17 protein-coding genes and 1 riboswitch are annotated in these 16,053 nt (G+C 69.7%); of the genes, 2 read left to right on the forward strand and 15 right to left on the reverse strand.

Annotated features, from left to right (window positions below):
• Nucleotides 1-50: 50 nt before the first annotated feature.
• From trpC to hisI, 5 genes are all read right to left on the reverse strand, one after another.
• The gene (gene trpC, locus FDK12_RS08920) at nucleotides 51-875 is read right to left on the reverse strand and encodes an indole-3-glycerol phosphate synthase TrpC (protein ID WP_137369258.1); all 825 of its coding nucleotides are present in this window, start codon (nucleotides 873-875) and stop codon (nucleotides 51-53) included.
• Nucleotides 876-1,181 carry an HGxxPAAW family protein gene (locus FDK12_RS08925; RefSeq protein WP_411266160.1) on the reverse strand — a complete coding sequence of 102 codons (306 nt, stop codon included), beginning with the start codon at nucleotides 1,179-1,181 and terminating at the stop codon, nucleotides 876-878. It lies immediately after the preceding gene.
• A gap of 132 nt (nucleotides 1,182-1,313) precedes the next feature.
• A complete protein-coding gene (locus FDK12_RS08930) occupies nucleotides 1,314-2,141 on the reverse strand; it encodes a Trp biosynthesis-associated membrane protein (protein WP_137369259.1) in 828 nt (275 codons plus the stop codon).
• Nucleotides 2,138-3,691: an anthranilate synthase component I gene (locus FDK12_RS08935; protein ID WP_137369260.1), complete on the reverse strand. Its 1,554-nt coding sequence runs from the start codon at nucleotides 3,689-3,691 to the stop codon at nucleotides 2,138-2,140. Before FDK12_RS08935 ends, FDK12_RS08930 begins: the two co-directional genes overlap by 4 nt.
• Before the next feature lie 4 nt (nucleotides 3,692-3,695).
• Nucleotides 3,696-4,136, reverse strand: coding sequence for a phosphoribosyl-AMP cyclohydrolase (gene hisI, locus FDK12_RS08940; protein ID WP_137369261.1), 441 nt, complete (start codon nucleotides 4,134-4,136; stop codon nucleotides 3,696-3,698).
• 79 nt (nucleotides 4,137-4,215) lie between these two features.
• Between hisI and FDK12_RS08945 the strand changes: the two genes are divergently transcribed.
• A complete protein-coding gene (locus tag FDK12_RS08945; RefSeq protein WP_137369262.1) occupies nucleotides 4,216-4,860 on the forward strand; it encodes a TIGR03085 family metal-binding protein in 645 nt (214 codons plus the stop codon).
• Nucleotides 4,861-5,019: 159 nt separating this feature from the next.
• Here the strand turns inward: FDK12_RS08945 and hisF are convergent, their stop codons facing one another.
• The 9 genes from hisF to aspS form a co-directional block, all read right to left on the reverse strand.
• Nucleotides 5,020-5,790, reverse strand: coding sequence for an imidazole glycerol phosphate synthase subunit HisF (gene hisF, locus FDK12_RS08950; protein ID WP_104117352.1), 771 nt, complete (start codon nucleotides 5,788-5,790; stop codon nucleotides 5,020-5,022).
• A 10-nt stretch (nucleotides 5,791-5,800) separates the two neighbouring features.
• Complete coding sequence (gene hisG / locus FDK12_RS08955; protein WP_137369263.1) at nucleotides 5,801-6,646, reverse strand: ATP phosphoribosyltransferase; 846 nt, start codon at nucleotides 6,644-6,646, stop codon at nucleotides 5,801-5,803.
• 65 nt (nucleotides 6,647-6,711) lie between these two features.
• On the reverse strand, nucleotides 6,712-6,975 hold the full coding sequence (locus FDK12_RS08960; protein WP_087073332.1) for a phosphoribosyl-ATP diphosphatase: 264 nt from the start codon (nucleotides 6,973-6,975) through the stop codon (nucleotides 6,712-6,714).
• Between the two features lie 71 nt (nucleotides 6,976-7,046).
• A complete protein-coding gene (ribH, locus tag FDK12_RS08965) occupies nucleotides 7,047-7,532 on the reverse strand; it encodes a 6,7-dimethyl-8-ribityllumazine synthase (protein WP_137369264.1) in 486 nt (161 codons plus the stop codon).
• Nucleotides 7,529-8,206, reverse strand: coding sequence for a 3,4-dihydroxy-2-butanone-4-phosphate synthase (gene ribB / locus FDK12_RS08970; RefSeq protein ID WP_137369265.1), 678 nt, complete (start codon nucleotides 8,204-8,206; stop codon nucleotides 7,529-7,531). The genes ribH and ribB overlap by 4 nt, the downstream gene beginning before the upstream one ends.
• Complete coding sequence (locus tag FDK12_RS08975; RefSeq protein WP_137369266.1) at nucleotides 8,203-8,856, reverse strand: riboflavin synthase; 654 nt, start codon at nucleotides 8,854-8,856, stop codon at nucleotides 8,203-8,205. Before FDK12_RS08975 ends, ribB begins: the two co-directional genes overlap by 4 nt.
• Nucleotides 8,857-8,926: 70 nt before the next feature.
• Complete coding sequence (ribD, locus tag FDK12_RS08980) at nucleotides 8,927-9,988, reverse strand: bifunctional diaminohydroxyphosphoribosylaminopyrimidine deaminase/5-amino-6-(5-phosphoribosylamino)uracil reductase RibD (RefSeq protein ID WP_137369267.1); 1,062 nt, start codon at nucleotides 9,986-9,988, stop codon at nucleotides 8,927-8,929.
• On the reverse strand, nucleotides 9,985-10,668 hold the full coding sequence (gene pnuC, locus FDK12_RS08985; protein WP_137369268.1) for a nicotinamide riboside transporter PnuC: 684 nt from the start codon (nucleotides 10,666-10,668) through the stop codon (nucleotides 9,985-9,987). The genes ribD and pnuC overlap by 4 nt, the downstream gene beginning before the upstream one ends.
• Nucleotides 10,669-10,786: 118 nt before the next feature.
• Nucleotides 10,787-10,928: riboswitch (FMN riboswitch) on the reverse strand.
• 275 nt (nucleotides 10,929-11,203) lie between these two features.
• Entirely contained in the window at nucleotides 11,204-12,970 is a 1,767-nt protein-coding gene (gene aspS, locus FDK12_RS08990; RefSeq protein WP_137369269.1) for an aspartate--tRNA ligase, read from the reverse strand.
• A 159-nt stretch (nucleotides 12,971-13,129) separates the two neighbouring features.
• Between aspS and FDK12_RS08995 the strand changes: the two genes are divergently transcribed.
• A complete protein-coding gene (locus FDK12_RS08995; protein WP_137369270.1) occupies nucleotides 13,130-14,392 on the forward strand; it encodes an APC family permease in 1,263 nt (420 codons plus the stop codon).
• Between the two features lie 89 nt (nucleotides 14,393-14,481).
• On the opposite strand, the gene hisS is transcribed toward FDK12_RS08995, so the two are convergent.
• Entirely contained in the window at nucleotides 14,482-15,810 is a 1,329-nt protein-coding gene (gene hisS / locus FDK12_RS09000; protein ID WP_137369271.1) for a histidine--tRNA ligase, read from the reverse strand.
• Between the last annotated feature and the right edge of the window lie 243 nt (nucleotides 15,811-16,053).

Below are 16,053 nucleotides of genomic sequence, written 5' to 3' on the forward strand. Positions count from 1 at the left end.
TGGTCCCGCCGGTGCCGGACCGATGTCGTCGGCCCGAGCGCACCGCGTCGTCAGCTCAGCGCTGGTGCGCCGACGCTGTGCCCGGTGAGCCCGGCCCGCTTGAACTCCTCGATCGTTCCCGCAGGATCACCGGACCGGACGAGGGCCTCCCCCACGAGAACCGCGTGCGCGCCGTTCCCCGCGTAGTCGGCGACATCAGCGGCGTCGCGCACTCCCGATTCTGCGATGACGACCGTCCCGGCCGGAACGAGGTGCGCGAGCCCTCCGAAGACGCCGCGGTCGATGTCGAGCGTCTTCAGGTTGCGCACGTTAACGCCGATGATCGGGGCCCGGGCGGCGACGGCCCGCCGCACCTCCTCCGCGGTGTGCGTCTCGACGATCGCGTTCATCCCGAGCTCGTGCGCCAGCGCGAGGAACGAAGACAGCTCCTCGTCGGTGAGCGCCGCGACGATCAGCAGGACGACGTCGGCCCCGTGTGCGCGCGCCTCCCAGATCTGGTACTCGTCCACGGTGAAGTCCTTGCGGAGGACCGGGAGTCCGACGGCCGCACGGACGGCGTCGAGGTCGGCGAGGGAACCGCCGAAGCGCCGCTCCTCCGTCAGGACGGAGATGACGGAGGCTCCGCCGTCCTCGTAGGAAGCGGCAAGAGACGCCGGATCGGCGATGTCGGCAAGCGCGCCCTTCGACGGACTGCTCCGCTTGACCTCGGCGATGACGGCAAGGGTTCCGCCGCGTCCTGCGCCGAGCGCCTCGAAGGCATCGAGCGGGGCGGGAGCCGCGAGGGCAGCTGCGCGGACGTCCTCCAGGGATCGCCCACGGCGACGCTCCGCGAGATCCTCGCGGACGCCCTCGATGATGTCGTCGAGGACGGTCATCTAGTGTCCGTTGTTCTTGAGCTTCGAGCCACCCACGCCATAGCCGATCTTGCGCAGGATGAACCCGACGATCAGGCCGACGAACATGATGCCGATGCCGACCCAGAAGAGGAGGGTACCGAAGTCGTGGTTGCCCTCGGTGCTGGCGAGGATGTACGCGAAGGAGGCGAGGGCTGCGCCGGCCAGCATGATGAGGACACACGTCCACGCTGCCGGGCTGTTGCCGTGGCCGATGGTCTCGTCACCCATCGACGCGTGGTTCTGGGGGGTGTTGCGGCTAGCGGAGGTGCTGGTCTCGGATGCCATGGTGAATCTCCTTCGAACGGGTCTCGTTCCATTCTGCCATTGATGGGACGGGCCAGCGGAACGCGGACGCGCCCAGTCCCGACTGGTGCTACCGAGGTCCGGGGTAGGCAGCAGCAGGCACCGGTCCCGGCGTCAGCGCGTCGGGTCGTTGCCGCGCGACAGTTCGTCCCAGTTGTCGATCTCGTCGGCGTGGGCGCTCGCACCGCTCCGTCCGCCTCGCGCTCCACCGGTGCCGCGGTCGGTGTGGCCGTCACGATCGGTGTCGGTGTCGGTGTCGCGGACGGTGTCGGTGTCGCGGACGGTGTCGCGGACGGTGTCGCTGTCACGGACGGTGTCGCCATCAATCGTGTCCGGCACGACACCGGGGGGCACATCGCCGATTGACGGCTCCGGCGCTCCCGGCTGCAGGCCGCCCTCCGGGGACCGGGCTGCACGGGCCGGCCGGGCTGCGCCGGCGTCGTAGCGCCTGTTCACCCCCCACGTGCGCCCCGCGAGGACCACCCAGGCGGCAGCGAGGACCAGCAGTACGCCGGCCACGACGGCGAGCCACGGCATGGCGGTGGCCGCCGCCCTGGCTCCGTCGAGACCGCTGACACCGATCGCCGCGCCGATCGCGGGCTCGGCTGCCGAGGCGGGATCGCTCGCCACCGACAGGCTGGACAGCGCGATCCCCGCACCGGAGAGCACGAGGATCACTGCGATGACCCAGCGGGCTATCCTGCCGGCGATCGAGACCGCGAGGGCTGCAGCCAGCGCGACGAGCGCGAACGCAGTGACGGGGGTCGCCGCATCACTGCCCGCAACGGTGAGGTCCGGCGTCTGGACGGCCTCCTGGGGCAGGCGGACCGTGAGCCACGTCTGCGTCGTCGAACCGAAGGCGAGCAGCGCGAGAACCACGATGCCCATGACCACGATGCCGCGACGCGTGAAGCGGCCAGGGGTTGGCTGCCCGGCGCTCACGGGGATTCCGCCGTCACAGGACGCAGGCCTGCGGCCGTCAGGGCCGCCCGGAGCGGAGCAGCGGCCTTGTTGACGGTCTCGAGCGCTTCCGTCTCGAGGACCGAATCGGCGACGATCCCGCCACCGGACTGCACATACGCCGTTCCGTCCTGCAGCAGGGCGGAACGGATCGCGATCGCCATGTCCATGTCACCCGCGAAATCCAGGTACCCCACCACTCCTCCGTAGATGCCCCGCCGGTGCGGCTCCACCTCGTCGATGAGCCGCAGGGCCCGGGGCTTCGGCGCGCCGGAGAGCGTTCCCGCGGGGAAGGTGGCGGCCAGTACGTCGTACGCGCTCTTCGAGGGCGACAGCGTGCCGACCACGGTGGACACGAGATGCATGATGTGGCTGAACTTCTCCACCTCCATGAACTGCGTGACGTCGACGCTGCCCGGCAGGCAGACCTTCGACAGGTCATTGCGGGCCAGGTCGACGAGCATGAGGTGCTCCGCCTTCTCCTTGGTGTCCGCGCGGAGTTCGACGGCGAGGTCGCGGTCCTCCTCGGTGGTCCTCCCGCGGGGCCTCGATCCGGCGATGGGGTGGGTGATCACCTCGTCCCCCGTCACGGTGACCAAGGCCTCCGGTGAGCTGCCCACGATCGAGTAGGCGCGCCCGTCGGCATCCTCGAGGCTGAAGAGGTACATGTAGGGACTGGGGTTGGTTGTACGGAGGATCCTGTACACGTCCAGGGCGGAGGCGTCGCACTCGATCTCGAAGCGGCGGCTGATCACGACCTGGAAGACGTCGCCATCGGCGATCGCCCGCTTGCCGCGCTCGATCGCCGTCAGGTAGTCGGGTTCGAACCAGGACTCGCGGACCCGATGCATCGACTCCTCGGCACCCGGGGCGTCCGCGGCCATCACCGACACCGCCAACTCGGCAGGCGCGACGAGTGTTGCGAGCATCGCACGGACCCGCGCGACGGCGTCGTGCCATGCCTCGTCCACCCGCTCGTCGGTGCCGTCGAAGTTGATCGCGTTGGCGACGAGGGTGAGCGAGCCCTCGGAGTTGTCGTGGATCGCGAGGTCCGAGACGAGGCACATCGCGAGCTCGGGCAGAAGGAGGTCGTCCTCGGGCGGGCTGGTGAGCCGCTCCCAGTGCCGCACCGCCTCCCATCCGACGAAACCCACCATGCCCGAGGTGAAGGGAGGAAGTTCACCGAAGCGCTCGGTCCTCAGGGCTTCGACCGTCCGCCGCAGGGCTTCGACCGGATCGCCGTCCACGGGGACGCCCGCAGGCGGCTCGCCCAACCAGTGCGCCTGGCCGTTCCGCGTGGTCAGTGTCGCCCTCGAACGGGCGCCGATGAACGAGTAGCGCGACCAGACACCGCCGACGGCGGCGGATTCCATCAGGAACGTACCCGGCTGCCCCGCCGCGAGCTTCCGATAGATACCGATCGGCGTGTGCGAGTCGGCGAGGACCTTCAGGTGCACGGGGACGACGCGGCGGGCCTTGGCCAGCTCACGGAACTCCTCGAGGGTGGGGCTGATGGTGCCCAGTTGCTGCATTGAGTCAGAATCCTTCGGCATCGGAACGGTCGGCGGTGACTGCGGGCAGGTTCCGCCCGTCGAAGCATGTGCGCGTGCCGGTGTGACACGCTGCTCCTTCCTGGTCGACCGTGACGAGCAGGGCATCGCCGTCACAGTCGAGTGCCACACCCTTGACCCACTGACGGTGGCCGGAGGTGTCACCCTTGCGCCAGTACTCGGAGCGTGACCGTGAGTAGAACGTCACGCGTCCGCTCGTGAGGGTCCGTCGGAGCGCTTCCTCGTCCATCCAGCCGAGCATCAGCACCTCGAGGGTGTCGTACTGCTGCACGACGGCGGCCACGAGGCCCGCGTCGTCCTTCTTGAGGGCGTCCGCGATGGCCGGATCCAGGAATGGTTGCGCGTCTCCGCGTCCCTGCGGGGAGGAGGAGTCGGAGTTCTGCGGGGAGGAGGTGGAGGAAGGCATCCCTGCGATTCTAGTGCCGTCGCGGCGAACCGCGGCGCGCCTGCCCCAGCCACCGCGCGACATGCTAGTTTCAGCAGTGATGCGCTACGTAACCCCGTCCCGCGAGGTCCTGGCCGAGACACTGCTCGCAGCCGGCCCCGATGCCCCCACCCTGTGTGAGGGGTGGCTGACGCGCGACCTCGCCGCACACCTCTACCTCCGCGAGCACAAGCCCGCCCTGGGCCTCGGGATGGTCGTGAAGCGCTTCGCGCCACTGACCGAGCGCGCCACGAAGGAGACGGCGGCCCGTGCGGCCTCCCCTGCGGGCTACGAGGCCCTGGTCAACCGCTTCCTCGCCGGTCCCCCGGCGCTCTCACCGATGAGGATCAATTCCATCGACAGGAGTGCCAACCTCACCGAGTACTTCGTGCATACCGAGGACGTCCGCCGGGCCACGACCCGCTGGGCGCCCCGCGCGCTCGACGAGGACTATGCGAATGCCCTCTGGGAGGAGCTCGTCAAGCGAGCCGCGATCCTCTACCGCGGCGTGGACCTCGGGATCGTGCTCGTGCGCCCGGACGGCCCGCGGCATGTCGCCAAGCGTGCGCCGGTCTCGGTGGCGATCGTCGGCGACCCGGGCGAACTACTCCTGCACGCACACGGCCGACGACGGCAGGCCCTGGTCACGTTCGAGGGCCAGCCCGATGCCGTAGCGCTGCTGGAAAGTGCCGACGTCGGACTCTGAGCGCCTGCTCCTCTTCGTCACACCGACGGGGCTGCACATCCGCACCAGCGCCGTACGTTCTCCGGCGCCTTCACCAGCGGCGGACGTTCTCCGCCCCGTCATCAGCGGCGTTACCGGCGCCGGAAAAACCGCCTCGCGCCCCCGCGGTCGCGCGTCGCTTCAGCGGACTGGGAAGCCCGCGTCCCGGATGGCTGCCTTGACCTGGGCGATGGCGTCCACCGGTCCGAAGTGGAACACCGATGCCGCGAGCACGGCGTCCGCGCCGGCCTCGACGGCCGGGGGGAAGTGCGACGGCTCGCCGGCTCCGCCCGAGGCGATCAGGGGTACACCCACGGCCGCACGCACGGCGCGGATGAGTTCGAGGTCGAAGCCCTCCTTGGTGCCGTCCGCGTCGATCGAGTTGAGCAGGATCTCGCCCACACCCCGCTCGGCGGCTTCCCTGGCCCAGGCGACGGCGTCGATCCCGGTCCCCTTGCGGCCGCCGTACGTCGTCACTTCGAAGCCCGAGGGCGTGCTGGCGTCCCTCGTGCGGCGTGCGTCGAGGGAGAGCACGAGAACCTGGGCGCCGAAGTGCTTCGTGATCTCGTCGATGACGGCAGGGCGTGCCACGGCCGCGGTGTTGATGGACGCCTTGTCCGCGCCGTAGCGCAGGAGGCGGTCGACGTCGGAGATCTCGCGCACGCCGCCGCCCACCGTCAGCGGGATGAAGACCTCCTCGGCCGTGCGCGCGACGACGTCGAAGGTCGTCTCCCGGTTGCCGGAGGAGGCGGTGACGTCGAGGAAGGTCAGCTCGTCGGCGCCCGCTCGGTCGTAGCGGTGCGCGAGCTCGACCGGATCCCCGGCGTCGCGCAGGTCCTCGAAGTTGACACCCTTGACGACGCGACCGGCGTCGACGTCGAGGCAGGGGATGACGCGGATGGCGACCGACATGCCCCTCCCCCTAGATCCGGCAGGCGTGGATCGTGCTGACGAGGATGGCGCGCGCGCCGAGCTCGTACAGCTCGTCCATGATGCGGTTGGTCTGGTTGCGCTTGACCATCGAACGGACGGCCACCCAGTCGGAGTCGCGCAGCGGGGAGACCGTCGGAGACTCGAGCCCTGGGGTCAGGGCTGCGGCCTCGTCCACGAGGTCCTTGCGGATGTCGTAATCCATCATCACGTACTGGCGGGCCACGAGGACGCCCTGCAGCCGTCGCAGCAGCACGTCGAGGCCCGCAGGAGCCTCCACTCCGACGCGACCGATCAGGACGGCCTCGCTCTGCAGGATCGGGTCACCGAAGATCTCCATGCCGGCGGCACGGAGGGTGTTTCCGGTCTCGACGACATCGGCGATCGCGTCGGCGACCCCCAGGCGGACCGAGGACTCGACGGCGCCGTCGAGCCTGACGACACTCGCCGTGATGCCGCGCTCCGCCAGGTAGTCCTTCAGGAGGCCCTCGTAGCTCGTTGCAAGGCGCTTGCCCTCGAGCTGTTCGACCGCGGAGAAGTCACCCACGGGCCCTGCGAAGCGGAAGGTCGAGGCCCCGAATCCGAGCTGCATGAGCTCCTCGGCCTTCACCTGCGCATCGAGGAAGAGGTCGCGTCCCGTGATTCCGACGTCGAGGGTGCCCGATCCCACGTACACCGCGATATCGCGGGGACGGAGGAAGAAGAACTCGATCTCGTTCTCCGGATCGACGAGGACGAGCTCGCGGGGATCGCGCCGCTGGCGGTAGCCGGCCTCGGCGAGCATGGACGAGGCGGCCTCTGACAGGGCGCCCTTGTTGGGAACTGCTACACGGAGCATGGGGGAGAGTCTTTCGCTGGAGGGGGACGGGCAAGCAGGGGCCGCGGGCTGGAGCGCCGGCGCGGCTACAGATGCTTGTAGACGTCCTCCAGGGTGAGACCCTTCGCGATCATGAGCACCTGCAGGTGGTAGAGCAGCTGGGAGATCTCCTCGGCGGCGTCCTCGGTGGACTCGTACTCGGCGGCCATCCAGACCTCGGCGGCCTCTTCGACGACCTTCTTGCCGATGCCGTGCACGCCTGAGTCCAGCTCCGCGACGGTCCGCGAACCGGCCGGCCGCTCCACGGCCTTCGCGCTGAGTTCCTCGAACAGGGAATCAAAGGTTTTCACACCCCCTAGGCTATCGGCTCGGGGGGCGGACCCGTTCCGCGGGTGCCGCTGTGTGACGGAGGCCTCCAGGCTCATCGCTTCCATGACCGGAGGACCCCGGCGGTGGCAAGTGCGGCCGAGACCGCCTCGTGCCCCTTGTCCTCGGAGGAGCCGGGCAGTCCGGCGCGGTCCAGGCCCTGCTGCTCGGTGTCGCACGTCAGTACACCGAAGCCCACGGGTACGCCCGTGCGCACACTCACCTCGGTGAGGCCGGACGTCGCCGCCTGGCAGACGTACTCGAAGTGCGGAGTACCACCGCGGATGACGACGCCCAGCGCTGCGACGGCGTCGAAGTGTGGTGCGAGACGCGCTGCGGCGACGGGCAGCTCGAAGCTGCCGGGGACGCGGATCTCGGTCACCTCGGCTCCGGCTTCGGCTGCAGCCCGGCGGGCGCCGTCGAGCAATCCGTCCATGATCTGGGTGTGCCAGCTCGCGGCGATGATCGCCAGGCGCAGCGGCGCCCCTTCCTCCGAGGTCAGTCCGCTGATGTCGATGCTGGGTGCTCCGTGGCCGCTCATGGTTCTCCTTCGGTCGTGCTCGTCGGTCGTGCTGATCGGTCGTGCTGGTCGTCGAGGTGGTCGTCGAGGTGGGCGACGAGGTCCTTGATCGAGATGAGCGGAACCGCGTGGTCGTCCGCGAACCGGCGCAGCGCGGGCAGTCGCATCATGCTGCCGTCGTCGTGCACGAGTTCGGCGATGACGGCAGCGGGCCGTTTGCCCGCGAGGACGCTGAGTTCCACGCCCGCTTCCGTGTGGCCGGGCCGTTCGCGGACCCCGCCGGGAACCGCCCGCAACGGGAAGACGTGACCGGGCCGGGTGAGGTCGGCGGGCACGCTGCACGCATCGGCGAGCACCCTCGCGGTGCGCGCGCGGTCCGCCGCGCTGATTCCCGTGCTGACACCCGTCGCGGCATCGCACGACACCGTGTACGCCGTGCCCTTGGCATCCTCGTTGACCGCTGTCATCGGCGGGAGGACGAGCCTCTCGGCGTCGGCGGCCTGCAGGGGCACGCACAGCACGCCCGATGTCCAGCGGACGGTCCAGCCGACCAGTTCCGGCGTCGCGTCCTCGGCGGCGAAGACGATGTCCCCCTCGTTCTCCCGGTCCTCGTCATCGACGACGATGACGGCCCGACCCGCGGCGATCGCGTCGACGGCGTCCTGGACCGGGTCGAGCGGAATGGTCCCCGTCATTGTGCGCTGCCGGCGCCAGGGCCCTGGCGGGCGTCGACAGCAGCGAAGCCGAGGAGGCGCTCGGCGTACTTGGCGAGCACGTCCATCTCGAGGTTGACCGCATCGCCGATCGACTTCGCACCGAGGCCGGTCTCCTTGAGCGTGGTGGGGATCAGCCCGACCTCGAACCACTGCTCCGGCTCATCGGGTGAACTGACCGCGGTGACCGTCAGGGAGACTCCGTCGATCGCCACGGACCCCTTCTCCGCGGCATAGCGCCCGAGCTTCGCGGGCAGACCGAAGCGGAGCCGGTGCCAGGCACCGAGATCCTCGCGCTCGAGCAGCACGCCGACGCCGTCTACGTGCCCCTGCACCACATGCCCGTCGAGCCTGCCGCCGGCCGGGACGCAGCGCTCGAGGTTGACGGGCGCCCCCGGCTGCAACTCGCCGGTAGTGGTCCGCCGGAGGGTCTCCCCCATCACGTCGACGCCGATGCGGGGCCCGTCGAGCGTGACGGCCGTCAGGCACACCCCGTTGACGGCGATCGAGGCCCCGGGCGCCAGGCCCTTCCCGGTCTCGGGTGCCTCGAAGACGAGGAGACCGCTCTCACCGTCGGGTGTGAGCTCGAGTGAGACGACGCTGCCCTGCTCGGACACGATTCCTGTGAACACTGGTACTTCCTTCGGACGATCGGGCTTCGGATGTGCCGACGCGTGCTGTCGGCGTGCAACGGGTGGTGAATCAGGGGGCGGATGGCGGGGGCCGCAGGTGCAGCCGGACATCCGCGCCCAACTGCTGCACACCCGGACCGCCGGCGTCGTCGAGCATCCACCGGATGGCGTGGTCGAGCGTGGCCACGCCGAGTTCCGGGAAGGCAGGGGCGCCGTCCCCGAGGACCAACGGCGCCACGAAACTGACGAGTTCGTCCACGACTCCGGCCTGCAGGAAGGCCGAGGCGATCCGCGGACCGCCTTCGACCAGAAGGTGGCGCACTCCCCTGCCGTAGAGCTCGCCGAGGACCGCGTGCACGTCCCGGGTCGGCAGGTGGAGGAATCCCTCGCCCCTGATCGCGGCGCCCTCGGGCACGGGTGTCCGTCCCATGACGACCCGCAGACCTGCTCGACCGGCACCCGCGGGGGTATCCCGGTCGATGTCCCGGGCGGTGAGGCGGGGATTGTCGGCGAGGACCGTCCCGGTGCCGACCAGGACGGCGTCGGCCAGGGCCCTGATCCTATGGCCGTCCGCGCGGGCCTCGGCACCCGTGATCCACTGGCTCGAGCCGTCGGCCGCCGCCACGCGCCCATCGAGCGACTGCGCGGACTTCAGGGTGACGAAGGGTCGCTGCGCGATGAGTGCGGCGCTCCAGCGCTCATTGAGCTGATACGACAGGGCTGCCTCGACCCCGCCGACGCACGGGATGCCCGCTTCCCGCAGCCGCCGCGCTCCCCCGGCGGCTGCACCATTGATGTCGGCGGCCGCGTAGACGACCCTCGCCGCTCCGGCGTCGATCAGGGCTTCACTGCACGGTCCGGTCCTGCCGGTGTGGTTGCACGGCTCGAGCGTCACCACCATGGTCGCGCCCCGTGGATCGTTGCCGCGGGAGCGCGTATCCGCGAGTGCTGCCGGTTCGGCGTGCATGGTTCCGGCACCACGGTGGTACCCCTCGCCGAGGATGGCACCGTCGGCAGAGAGGACGACGGCGCCGACGAGGGGATTGGCGCCCCGCACACCGCGACCGGCAAGGTCCAATGCGTGCAGCATCGCGGCCGCCTCTGCTCCGCTGATGGGCGTCGGCGTACTCATCGGAGGGTCGGATCCGGCAGGAGGGTCTCGATACTGGGCTTGGCGGTGTGCTGAGCGCGGGCCCACACGAAGAACCCGACCAGGGTGAAGGCTCCGTAGAACACGTACATGAAGGCACTGGCGTAGTAGCCGGCACTGAAGAGCAGGGGCACCCCGACGATGTCGACGGCGACCCACACGAGCCAGAACTCGACCCACCCTTTGGCCATGCCGTAGGTCGCCAGCAGGGATCCCACGAAGGTCCATGCATCGGCCCAGACGGGCTCGTAGGAGCCGAGCATGCGGAAGAGGGGCGTGAGCGCGAAGGTGCCGACGATCATGAAGGCGACCATGCCGAGGCGGGCCCTGCTTCCGGCCCATTGCGGCGTCACCGCCTGCCCGCCGCGGTGCCGGCTGGCCTGCCACTGCCGCCACCCGTAGATCGAGACGGCTATGAACATGACCTGGCGTCCGGCCTGCCCCAGCAGGTTCGCGGCACTCTCCGCGCCGAAAACTGATCCGAGGAAGACCGTCAGGAGCAGGAGGTTGCCCGCGATTCCTACGGGCCAGGCCCAGACCCGGCGACGCATCCCGCCGAGGGCGCTGAGGAGGCCGAAGACATTGCCCACCACTTCGCGGAGCAGGAGGGAACCACTGCCTACGGGAATGCGGGCCTCGAACAGCCACTGCAGAAAATCCATTCCGATCCTTCGCCGATACGACGGCTCCGGGCAATGGCAGCAGGAAGGACGGAGCTGTCGCGGGCGTGCCGTGACAGGTAACGCGACCCGTCAGGCGGGCAGCGCCGATGTCCTGCTGTTCGTGCTTCTCCCATCCAGACTTTAACTGTCGGTCCCGGAATTCCACCGGCTCAACCGTTCCCGACCCGCGGTTGCGGGGCGTTGAACGGGTCGCGGACTATCACCGCCGGTTCGGACTTACACCGACCCCGGAGCACGTACTGCCCCGATTATTTCACAGCGAGCCCGCGCACCGGGCCGGACCGTCACAATTCGTCCGACAGCGATCATCCGACGACGCCCGGGGCCTGGCACGCCGTCGACCGGGGCCGGACACGACGTCGACCGGCGGCGCGTGCAGGGGCGCGTCGGGAACAGACAGGACAGGACACCCCGCGCGGGGTGCCCTGTCCTTCTGTTCTTCGCGTCCTTCTATTCTTCGCAGATGCCGATCGCCCGTCGGCCCGGCGGTCAGGTCCGTCCGGACGTCAGGCAGTCAGGCCTCGGTCTTCGGCTTGGCGTCGACGCCGGCTTCCTTGCGCTGCTGCGCGGTGATCGGCGCGGGCGCGGCGGTCAGGGGGTCGTACCCGCCGCCCGACTTGGGGAAGGCGATGACGTCGCGGATCGAGTCGGTGCCGGCGAGGAGGGACACCACGCGGTCCCAACCCAGAGCGATTCCGCCGTGCGGAGGCGCACCGTACTTGAAGCCCTCGAGCAGGAATCCGAACTTCTCCTGCGCCTCCTCGGGTCCGAGGCCCATGACGGCGAACACTCGCTCCTGCACGTCCCGGCGATGGATACGGATCGAACCGCCACCGAGTTCATTGCCGTTGCAGACGATGTCGTAGGCGTAGGCCAGGGCATTCTCGGGATCCGTGTCGAATGTGTCGAGGAACTCGGGCTTCGGCGACGTGAAGGCATGGTGGACGGCAGTCCAGGCACCACCGCCGACGGCGACATCGCCCGCAGCTACTGCAGCGGATGCCGGCTCGAACATGGGCGCGTCCACCACCCACACGAAGGCCCAGTCGCCTTCCTTGATCAGTCCCGTCCGGCGCCCGATCTCAACACGAGCGGCGCCGAGGATGGCCCGCGACGACGCCCTGTCGCCGGCAGCGAAAAAGATGCAGTCGCCAGGGTTGGCGCCGGTGGCAGCTGCGATGCCCTCACGCTCGGCGTCCCTGAGGTTCTTCGCAACGGGTCCGCGGAGGCTGCCGTCGTCGTCGATCAGGACGTACGCGAGGCCCTTGGCGCCGCGCTGCTTGGCCCACTCCTGCCAGGCATCGAGCTGGCGGCGGGGCTGCGAGGCGCCTCTGGGCATGACGACCGCGCCGACGTACGGCGCCTTGAAGACACCGAATTCGGTGTCCTTGAAGAACTCGGTCAGCTCGGTCAGCTCGAGACCGAACCGGAGATCGGGCTTGTCGGAGCCGTATCTTGCCATCGCATCGGCGTGGGTCATGCGGCGGATGGGCAGGGGGATCTCGACGTCGATGAGCTTCCAGAGTGCGGAGACGAGCTGCTCGCCGAGGGCGATGATGTCGTCCTCCTCCACGAAGCTCGCCTCGATGTCCAGCTGGGTGAACTCCGGCTGGCGGTCGGCGCGGAAGTCCTCGTCGCGGTAGCAGCGGGCAAGCTGGTAGTACTTCTCGAACCCGCCGACCTGGAGGAGCTGCTTGAACAGCTGCGGAGACTGCGGCAGGGCGTACCAGGAGCCCGGAGCGAGCCGCGCGGGCACCAGGAAGTCCCGCGCACCCTCGGGTGTGGAGCGGGTCAGCGTGGGAGTCTCGATCTCCACGAAGCCGTCCCTGTGCAGCAGCTCGCGCGCCACGCGGCTCGCCTCGGACCGCAGGCGCAGGTTGGCCTGGGGGCCCGGCCGGCGCAGGTCGAGGTAGCGGTGCCGCAGGCGCGCTTCCTCGCCCACCTCCACATGCTCGTCGATCTGGAACGGCAGCGGGTCGGAGGTGTTGAGGATGGTCACGGTGTCCGCGATCACCTCGATCGCCCCTGTCGGCAGCGCCGGGTTCTCGTTGCCCTCGGGGCGCTGCTGGACCGACCCGACGATCTGCAGGACGTACTCGTTGCGCAGGCTGGAGAAGACAGCCTCCTCGCGCACCACGACCTGGGCGACGCCGGACGCGTCCCTGAGGTCGAGGAACGCCACTCCGCCGTGGTCGCGGCGGCGGGCTACCCACCCCGCCAGGGTGACCGTTTGTCCTACGTGCTCGGGCCGAAGGGAGCCGAGTTCATGCGTGCGGAGCACAGCATTCCTTCCCACAGATGTGTCAGATGAGTCGCAGGCGAGCTGCACCTGCCTAGAGTAACTTCAAGCCCGACCAACATTACCGGTCCGCGTCCTACCGACCGGCCGGACCGGGCGGACCGGGCGCCGGTGCCCGGATTTCCACTCACGAGGAGGCACATGCAGCAGCAACCGGGGCTACGCCGCGCGATGGGTGGCTTCGACGCCACGACCGTCGGGGTGGGGGCCATGATCGGGGCCGGAGCCTTCGTGATCTTCGCGCCGGCAGCTGCCGCTGCCGGGCCGTTGCTGCCGCTGGCCGTCGTAATCGCGGGTTTCGTCGCCTACTGCAACGCCTCGGCGACGGCGTCCCTCGCCGTGCGCTACCCGTCGAGCGGCGGAACCTACCTGTACGGACGCGAGCAGCTGGGTCACTGGACGGGTTTCGTCGCAGGCTGGGGATTCGTCACCGGCAAGCTCGCCTCGTGCGCAGCCATGGCCCTCACGTTCGGGCTCTACGCCGCCCCCGGCGCGGAGAAGCCCGCCGCGGTGGCCGCCGTCGTCGCGCTCACGACGGTCAATCTGCTCGGGGTCACCCGGACCGCCCTCGCCACGCGAGCCATCGTCTCACTCGTCGTACCCGTCCTCGCCTTCGTGATCGTCGTCGGCTTCTCCACCCCGCCGGCACGAGAGTCCCTCGCCGGCGGGGTGCCAGGACCGGGCGGCGTCCTGCAGGCGTCGGCGCTGCTGTTCTTCGCCTTCGCCGGGTACGCCAGGATCGCCACGATGGGCGAGGAGGTCCGCGAGCCGCGCAGGAACATCCCTGCGGCGATCTTCGGCGCCCTCGGTTTCACGGCGCTGCTGTACCTGCTCCTGGCGCTCTCGCTCCTGCACGCTCTCGGGGTCGGAGCGCTTGCCGATGCGACCGCACCCCTTCGGGACGTCATGGACGTAGCCGTCCCGGGTGAAGGATCGACCGGTCGGGGCGGGGCCGTCGTCACCCTTGCCGCCGCGCTGGCCAGTCTCGGTGCATTGCTCGCGCTCATCGCCGGCGTCGGCCGAACCACCCTCGCGATGGCTCGCGGCCGGGACCTTCCGCACGTGTTCGCAAGGGTATCCGCCCGGTTCGGCGTGCCGTGGGCCGCCGATACCGCTGCAGCCGTCGTGGTGATCGTCCTCCTGCTGGCCACCGACGTACTCACCGTCGTCGGGTTCTCCAGCTTCGGAGTGCTGCTGTACTACGCGATCGCGAACGTCTCGGCATTCACGCTCACCGAGCGGCAGTGGTACTCGCCACGGTGGCTCAACGTGGTCGGCGCGGCCTGCTGCCTGGTCCTCGCCTTCACGCTTCCCCCGGTATCGGTGCTGACGATGCTGGCGGTGCTCGCGATGGGCGTCGCTGCGCGGGCCCTCGTCCTGGCCCTGCGGCGCAGACGGGCCTGACCCTGCGGCGCGTGTACACCGGGCGATGCGTAGGGCCCTCGACGGCGTCCCTGCTCTCCGACGTCGGAGAGCAGGGACGCCGTGCCGCGTCAGGACTTCGCGACGACCGGTCGCAGGTCTCCGGCAGGAGGCGCCCAGGACGCGGGGTCCGCCGCGACCTGGTCCCCGGAGCGGATGTCCTTGACCTCGTGCGCGCCCTCCGCCGAGGTGAACCAGACGAACGGGATGCCGCGGCGATCGGCGAACTTGATCTGCTTGCCGAACTTCTCCGCACTCGCGGCGACCTCGGCGGAGATCCCGCGGCTCCGGAGCGACGACGCGACATCCTGTGCCTGCGACCACGAGTCGTCGTCGGCCAGCGTCACGAGGACAGCGGTGGGCACGGATCGGGACACCGTCGCGAAGCCCTGGCTGAGGATGCGGGAGACGATACGCGTGACGCCGATGGACAGCCCGACGCCGGGGAACGTCCGGTTGCCCTTCCGCGCCAGGGCGTCGTATCGACCACCCGAGCAGATGGATCCGAGTCCCTCGTGTCCATTGAGGACGGTCTCGTAGACCGTGCCCGTGTAGTAGTCGAGGCCCCGCGCGATGCTGAGGTCGGCCACGACGCGGCCCGGTGCCCGCCGCGAGGCCTCCCCTACCACCTGCCGCAATTCCTCGAGGCCCTCCTCGAGGAGGTCGTCCGTGACCCCGAGTGCCCTGACGCGCTCGACGAACGATGTGTCGGACGTACGGATGCCTGCCAGGTCGAGGGCGAGACGGATCTGATCGTCGTCCGCGCCGACCTCGTCCCGCAGGAGTCCGCCGACCTTCTCCGCCCCGATCTTCTCGAGCTTGTCGATGCTCCTCAGCACGGCCGCGGTGTCCGCGAGGCCGATGGCGCGGTAGAACCCCTCCGCGAGCTTGCGGTTGTTGACGCGCAGCGTGAATTCCGGGATCGGGAGGGCTCCGAGGGCCTCGACAACGGCGAGGGCGAGTTCGACGTCGTACCGGAACGGCAGGACGCCGTCGCCCACCACGTCGATGTCCGCCTGCGTGAACTCGCGGGCCCTGCCCTCCTGCGGGCGCTCACCCCGCCAGCACTTCTGGATCTGGAACCTCCGGAAAGGGAAAGCCAGATGTCCCGCGTTCTCGACGACGTACCGCGCGAAGGGCACCGTCAGGTCGTAGTGGAGCGCAAGCCCGCTCTCGGACGCGGACGCCTCATCGGCCTGCAGGCGGGAGACGGCGTACACCTCCTTGTCGATCTCGCCCTTGCGCAGGAGATGATCGACCGTCTCGACGGCACGCGTCTCGATGCTCGAGAACCCGTGCAGTTCGAACGTACGCTGCAGCACCTCCAGCACGTGGAGCTCGATCAGGCGCTCCTCCGGAAGCCATTCGGGAAAGCCGGACAGTGATGCCTTGCGGGCCATGGGTAGGTCTCCTCCTGCGCGGGGGTTGCCGGTCGCGCCACCCCCGGCTCGGGGCAGACGGACGGTTCTGCGGCCTCAATCCTAGGGGCCGGGGCACGCCCGCGGGAAAAGGCCACCACCGGCCACCCCTGGCCGTCCACGCGAACGCGGCCCTGCCCGGCGTGGGGACGATCACGGCCCAATGGGTAAAGTAGCCTCGGGGCAGGTTTCATCGCTCCGGCACTCGGGTCGGTTGCTGCATCA

The sequence above is a fragment of the Arthrobacter sp. NamB2 genome, from assembly GCF_005281365.1.
GTDB lineage: Bacteria > Actinomycetota > Actinomycetes > Actinomycetales > Micrococcaceae > Arthrobacter_D.

What these genes read in the sequence shown, in the direction of transcription:
- trpC (WP_137369258.1), bottom strand. Translation starts at nt 875, where the DNA reads ATGACCGTCCTCGACGACATCATCGAGGGCGTCCGCGAGGATCTCGCG.
- FDK12_RS08925 (WP_411266160.1), bottom strand. Translation starts at nt 1,181, where the DNA reads ATGGCATCCGAGACCAGCACCTCCGCTAGCCGCAACACCCCCCAGAAC.
- FDK12_RS08935 (WP_137369260.1), bottom strand. Translation starts at nt 3,691, where the DNA reads ATGCAGCAACTGGGCACCATCAGCCCCACCCTCGAGGAGTTCCGTGAG.
- hisI (WP_137369261.1), bottom strand. Translation starts at nt 4,136, where the DNA reads ATGCCTTCCTCCACCTCCTCCCCGCAGAACTCCGACTCCTCCTCCCCG.
- FDK12_RS08945 (WP_137369262.1), top strand. Translation starts at nt 4,216, where the DNA reads ATGCGCTACGTAACCCCGTCCCGCGAGGTCCTGGCCGAGACACTGCTC.
- hisF (WP_104117352.1), bottom strand. Translation starts at nt 5,790, where the DNA reads ATGTCGGTCGCCATCCGCGTCATCCCCTGCCTCGACGTCGACGCCGGT.
- hisG (WP_137369263.1), bottom strand. Translation starts at nt 6,646, where the DNA reads ATGCTCCGTGTAGCAGTTCCCAACAAGGGCGCCCTGTCAGAGGCCGCC.
- ribH (WP_137369264.1), bottom strand. Translation starts at nt 7,532, where the DNA reads ATGAGCGGCCACGGAGCACCCAGCATCGACATCAGCGGACTGACCTCG.
- ribB (WP_137369265.1), bottom strand. Translation starts at nt 8,206, where the DNA reads ATGACGGGGACCATTCCGCTCGACCCGGTCCAGGACGCCGTCGACGCG.
- ribD (WP_137369267.1), bottom strand. Translation starts at nt 9,988, where the DNA reads ATGAGTACGCCGACGCCCATCAGCGGAGCAGAGGCGGCCGCGATGCTG.
- pnuC (WP_137369268.1), bottom strand. Translation starts at nt 10,668, where the DNA reads ATGGATTTTCTGCAGTGGCTGTTCGAGGCCCGCATTCCCGTAGGCAGT.
- FDK12_RS08995 (WP_137369270.1), top strand. Translation starts at nt 13,130, where the DNA reads ATGCAGCAGCAACCGGGGCTACGCCGCGCGATGGGTGGCTTCGACGCC.
- hisS (WP_137369271.1), bottom strand. Translation starts at nt 15,810, where the DNA reads ATGGCCCGCAAGGCATCACTGTCCGGCTTTCCCGAATGGCTTCCGGAG.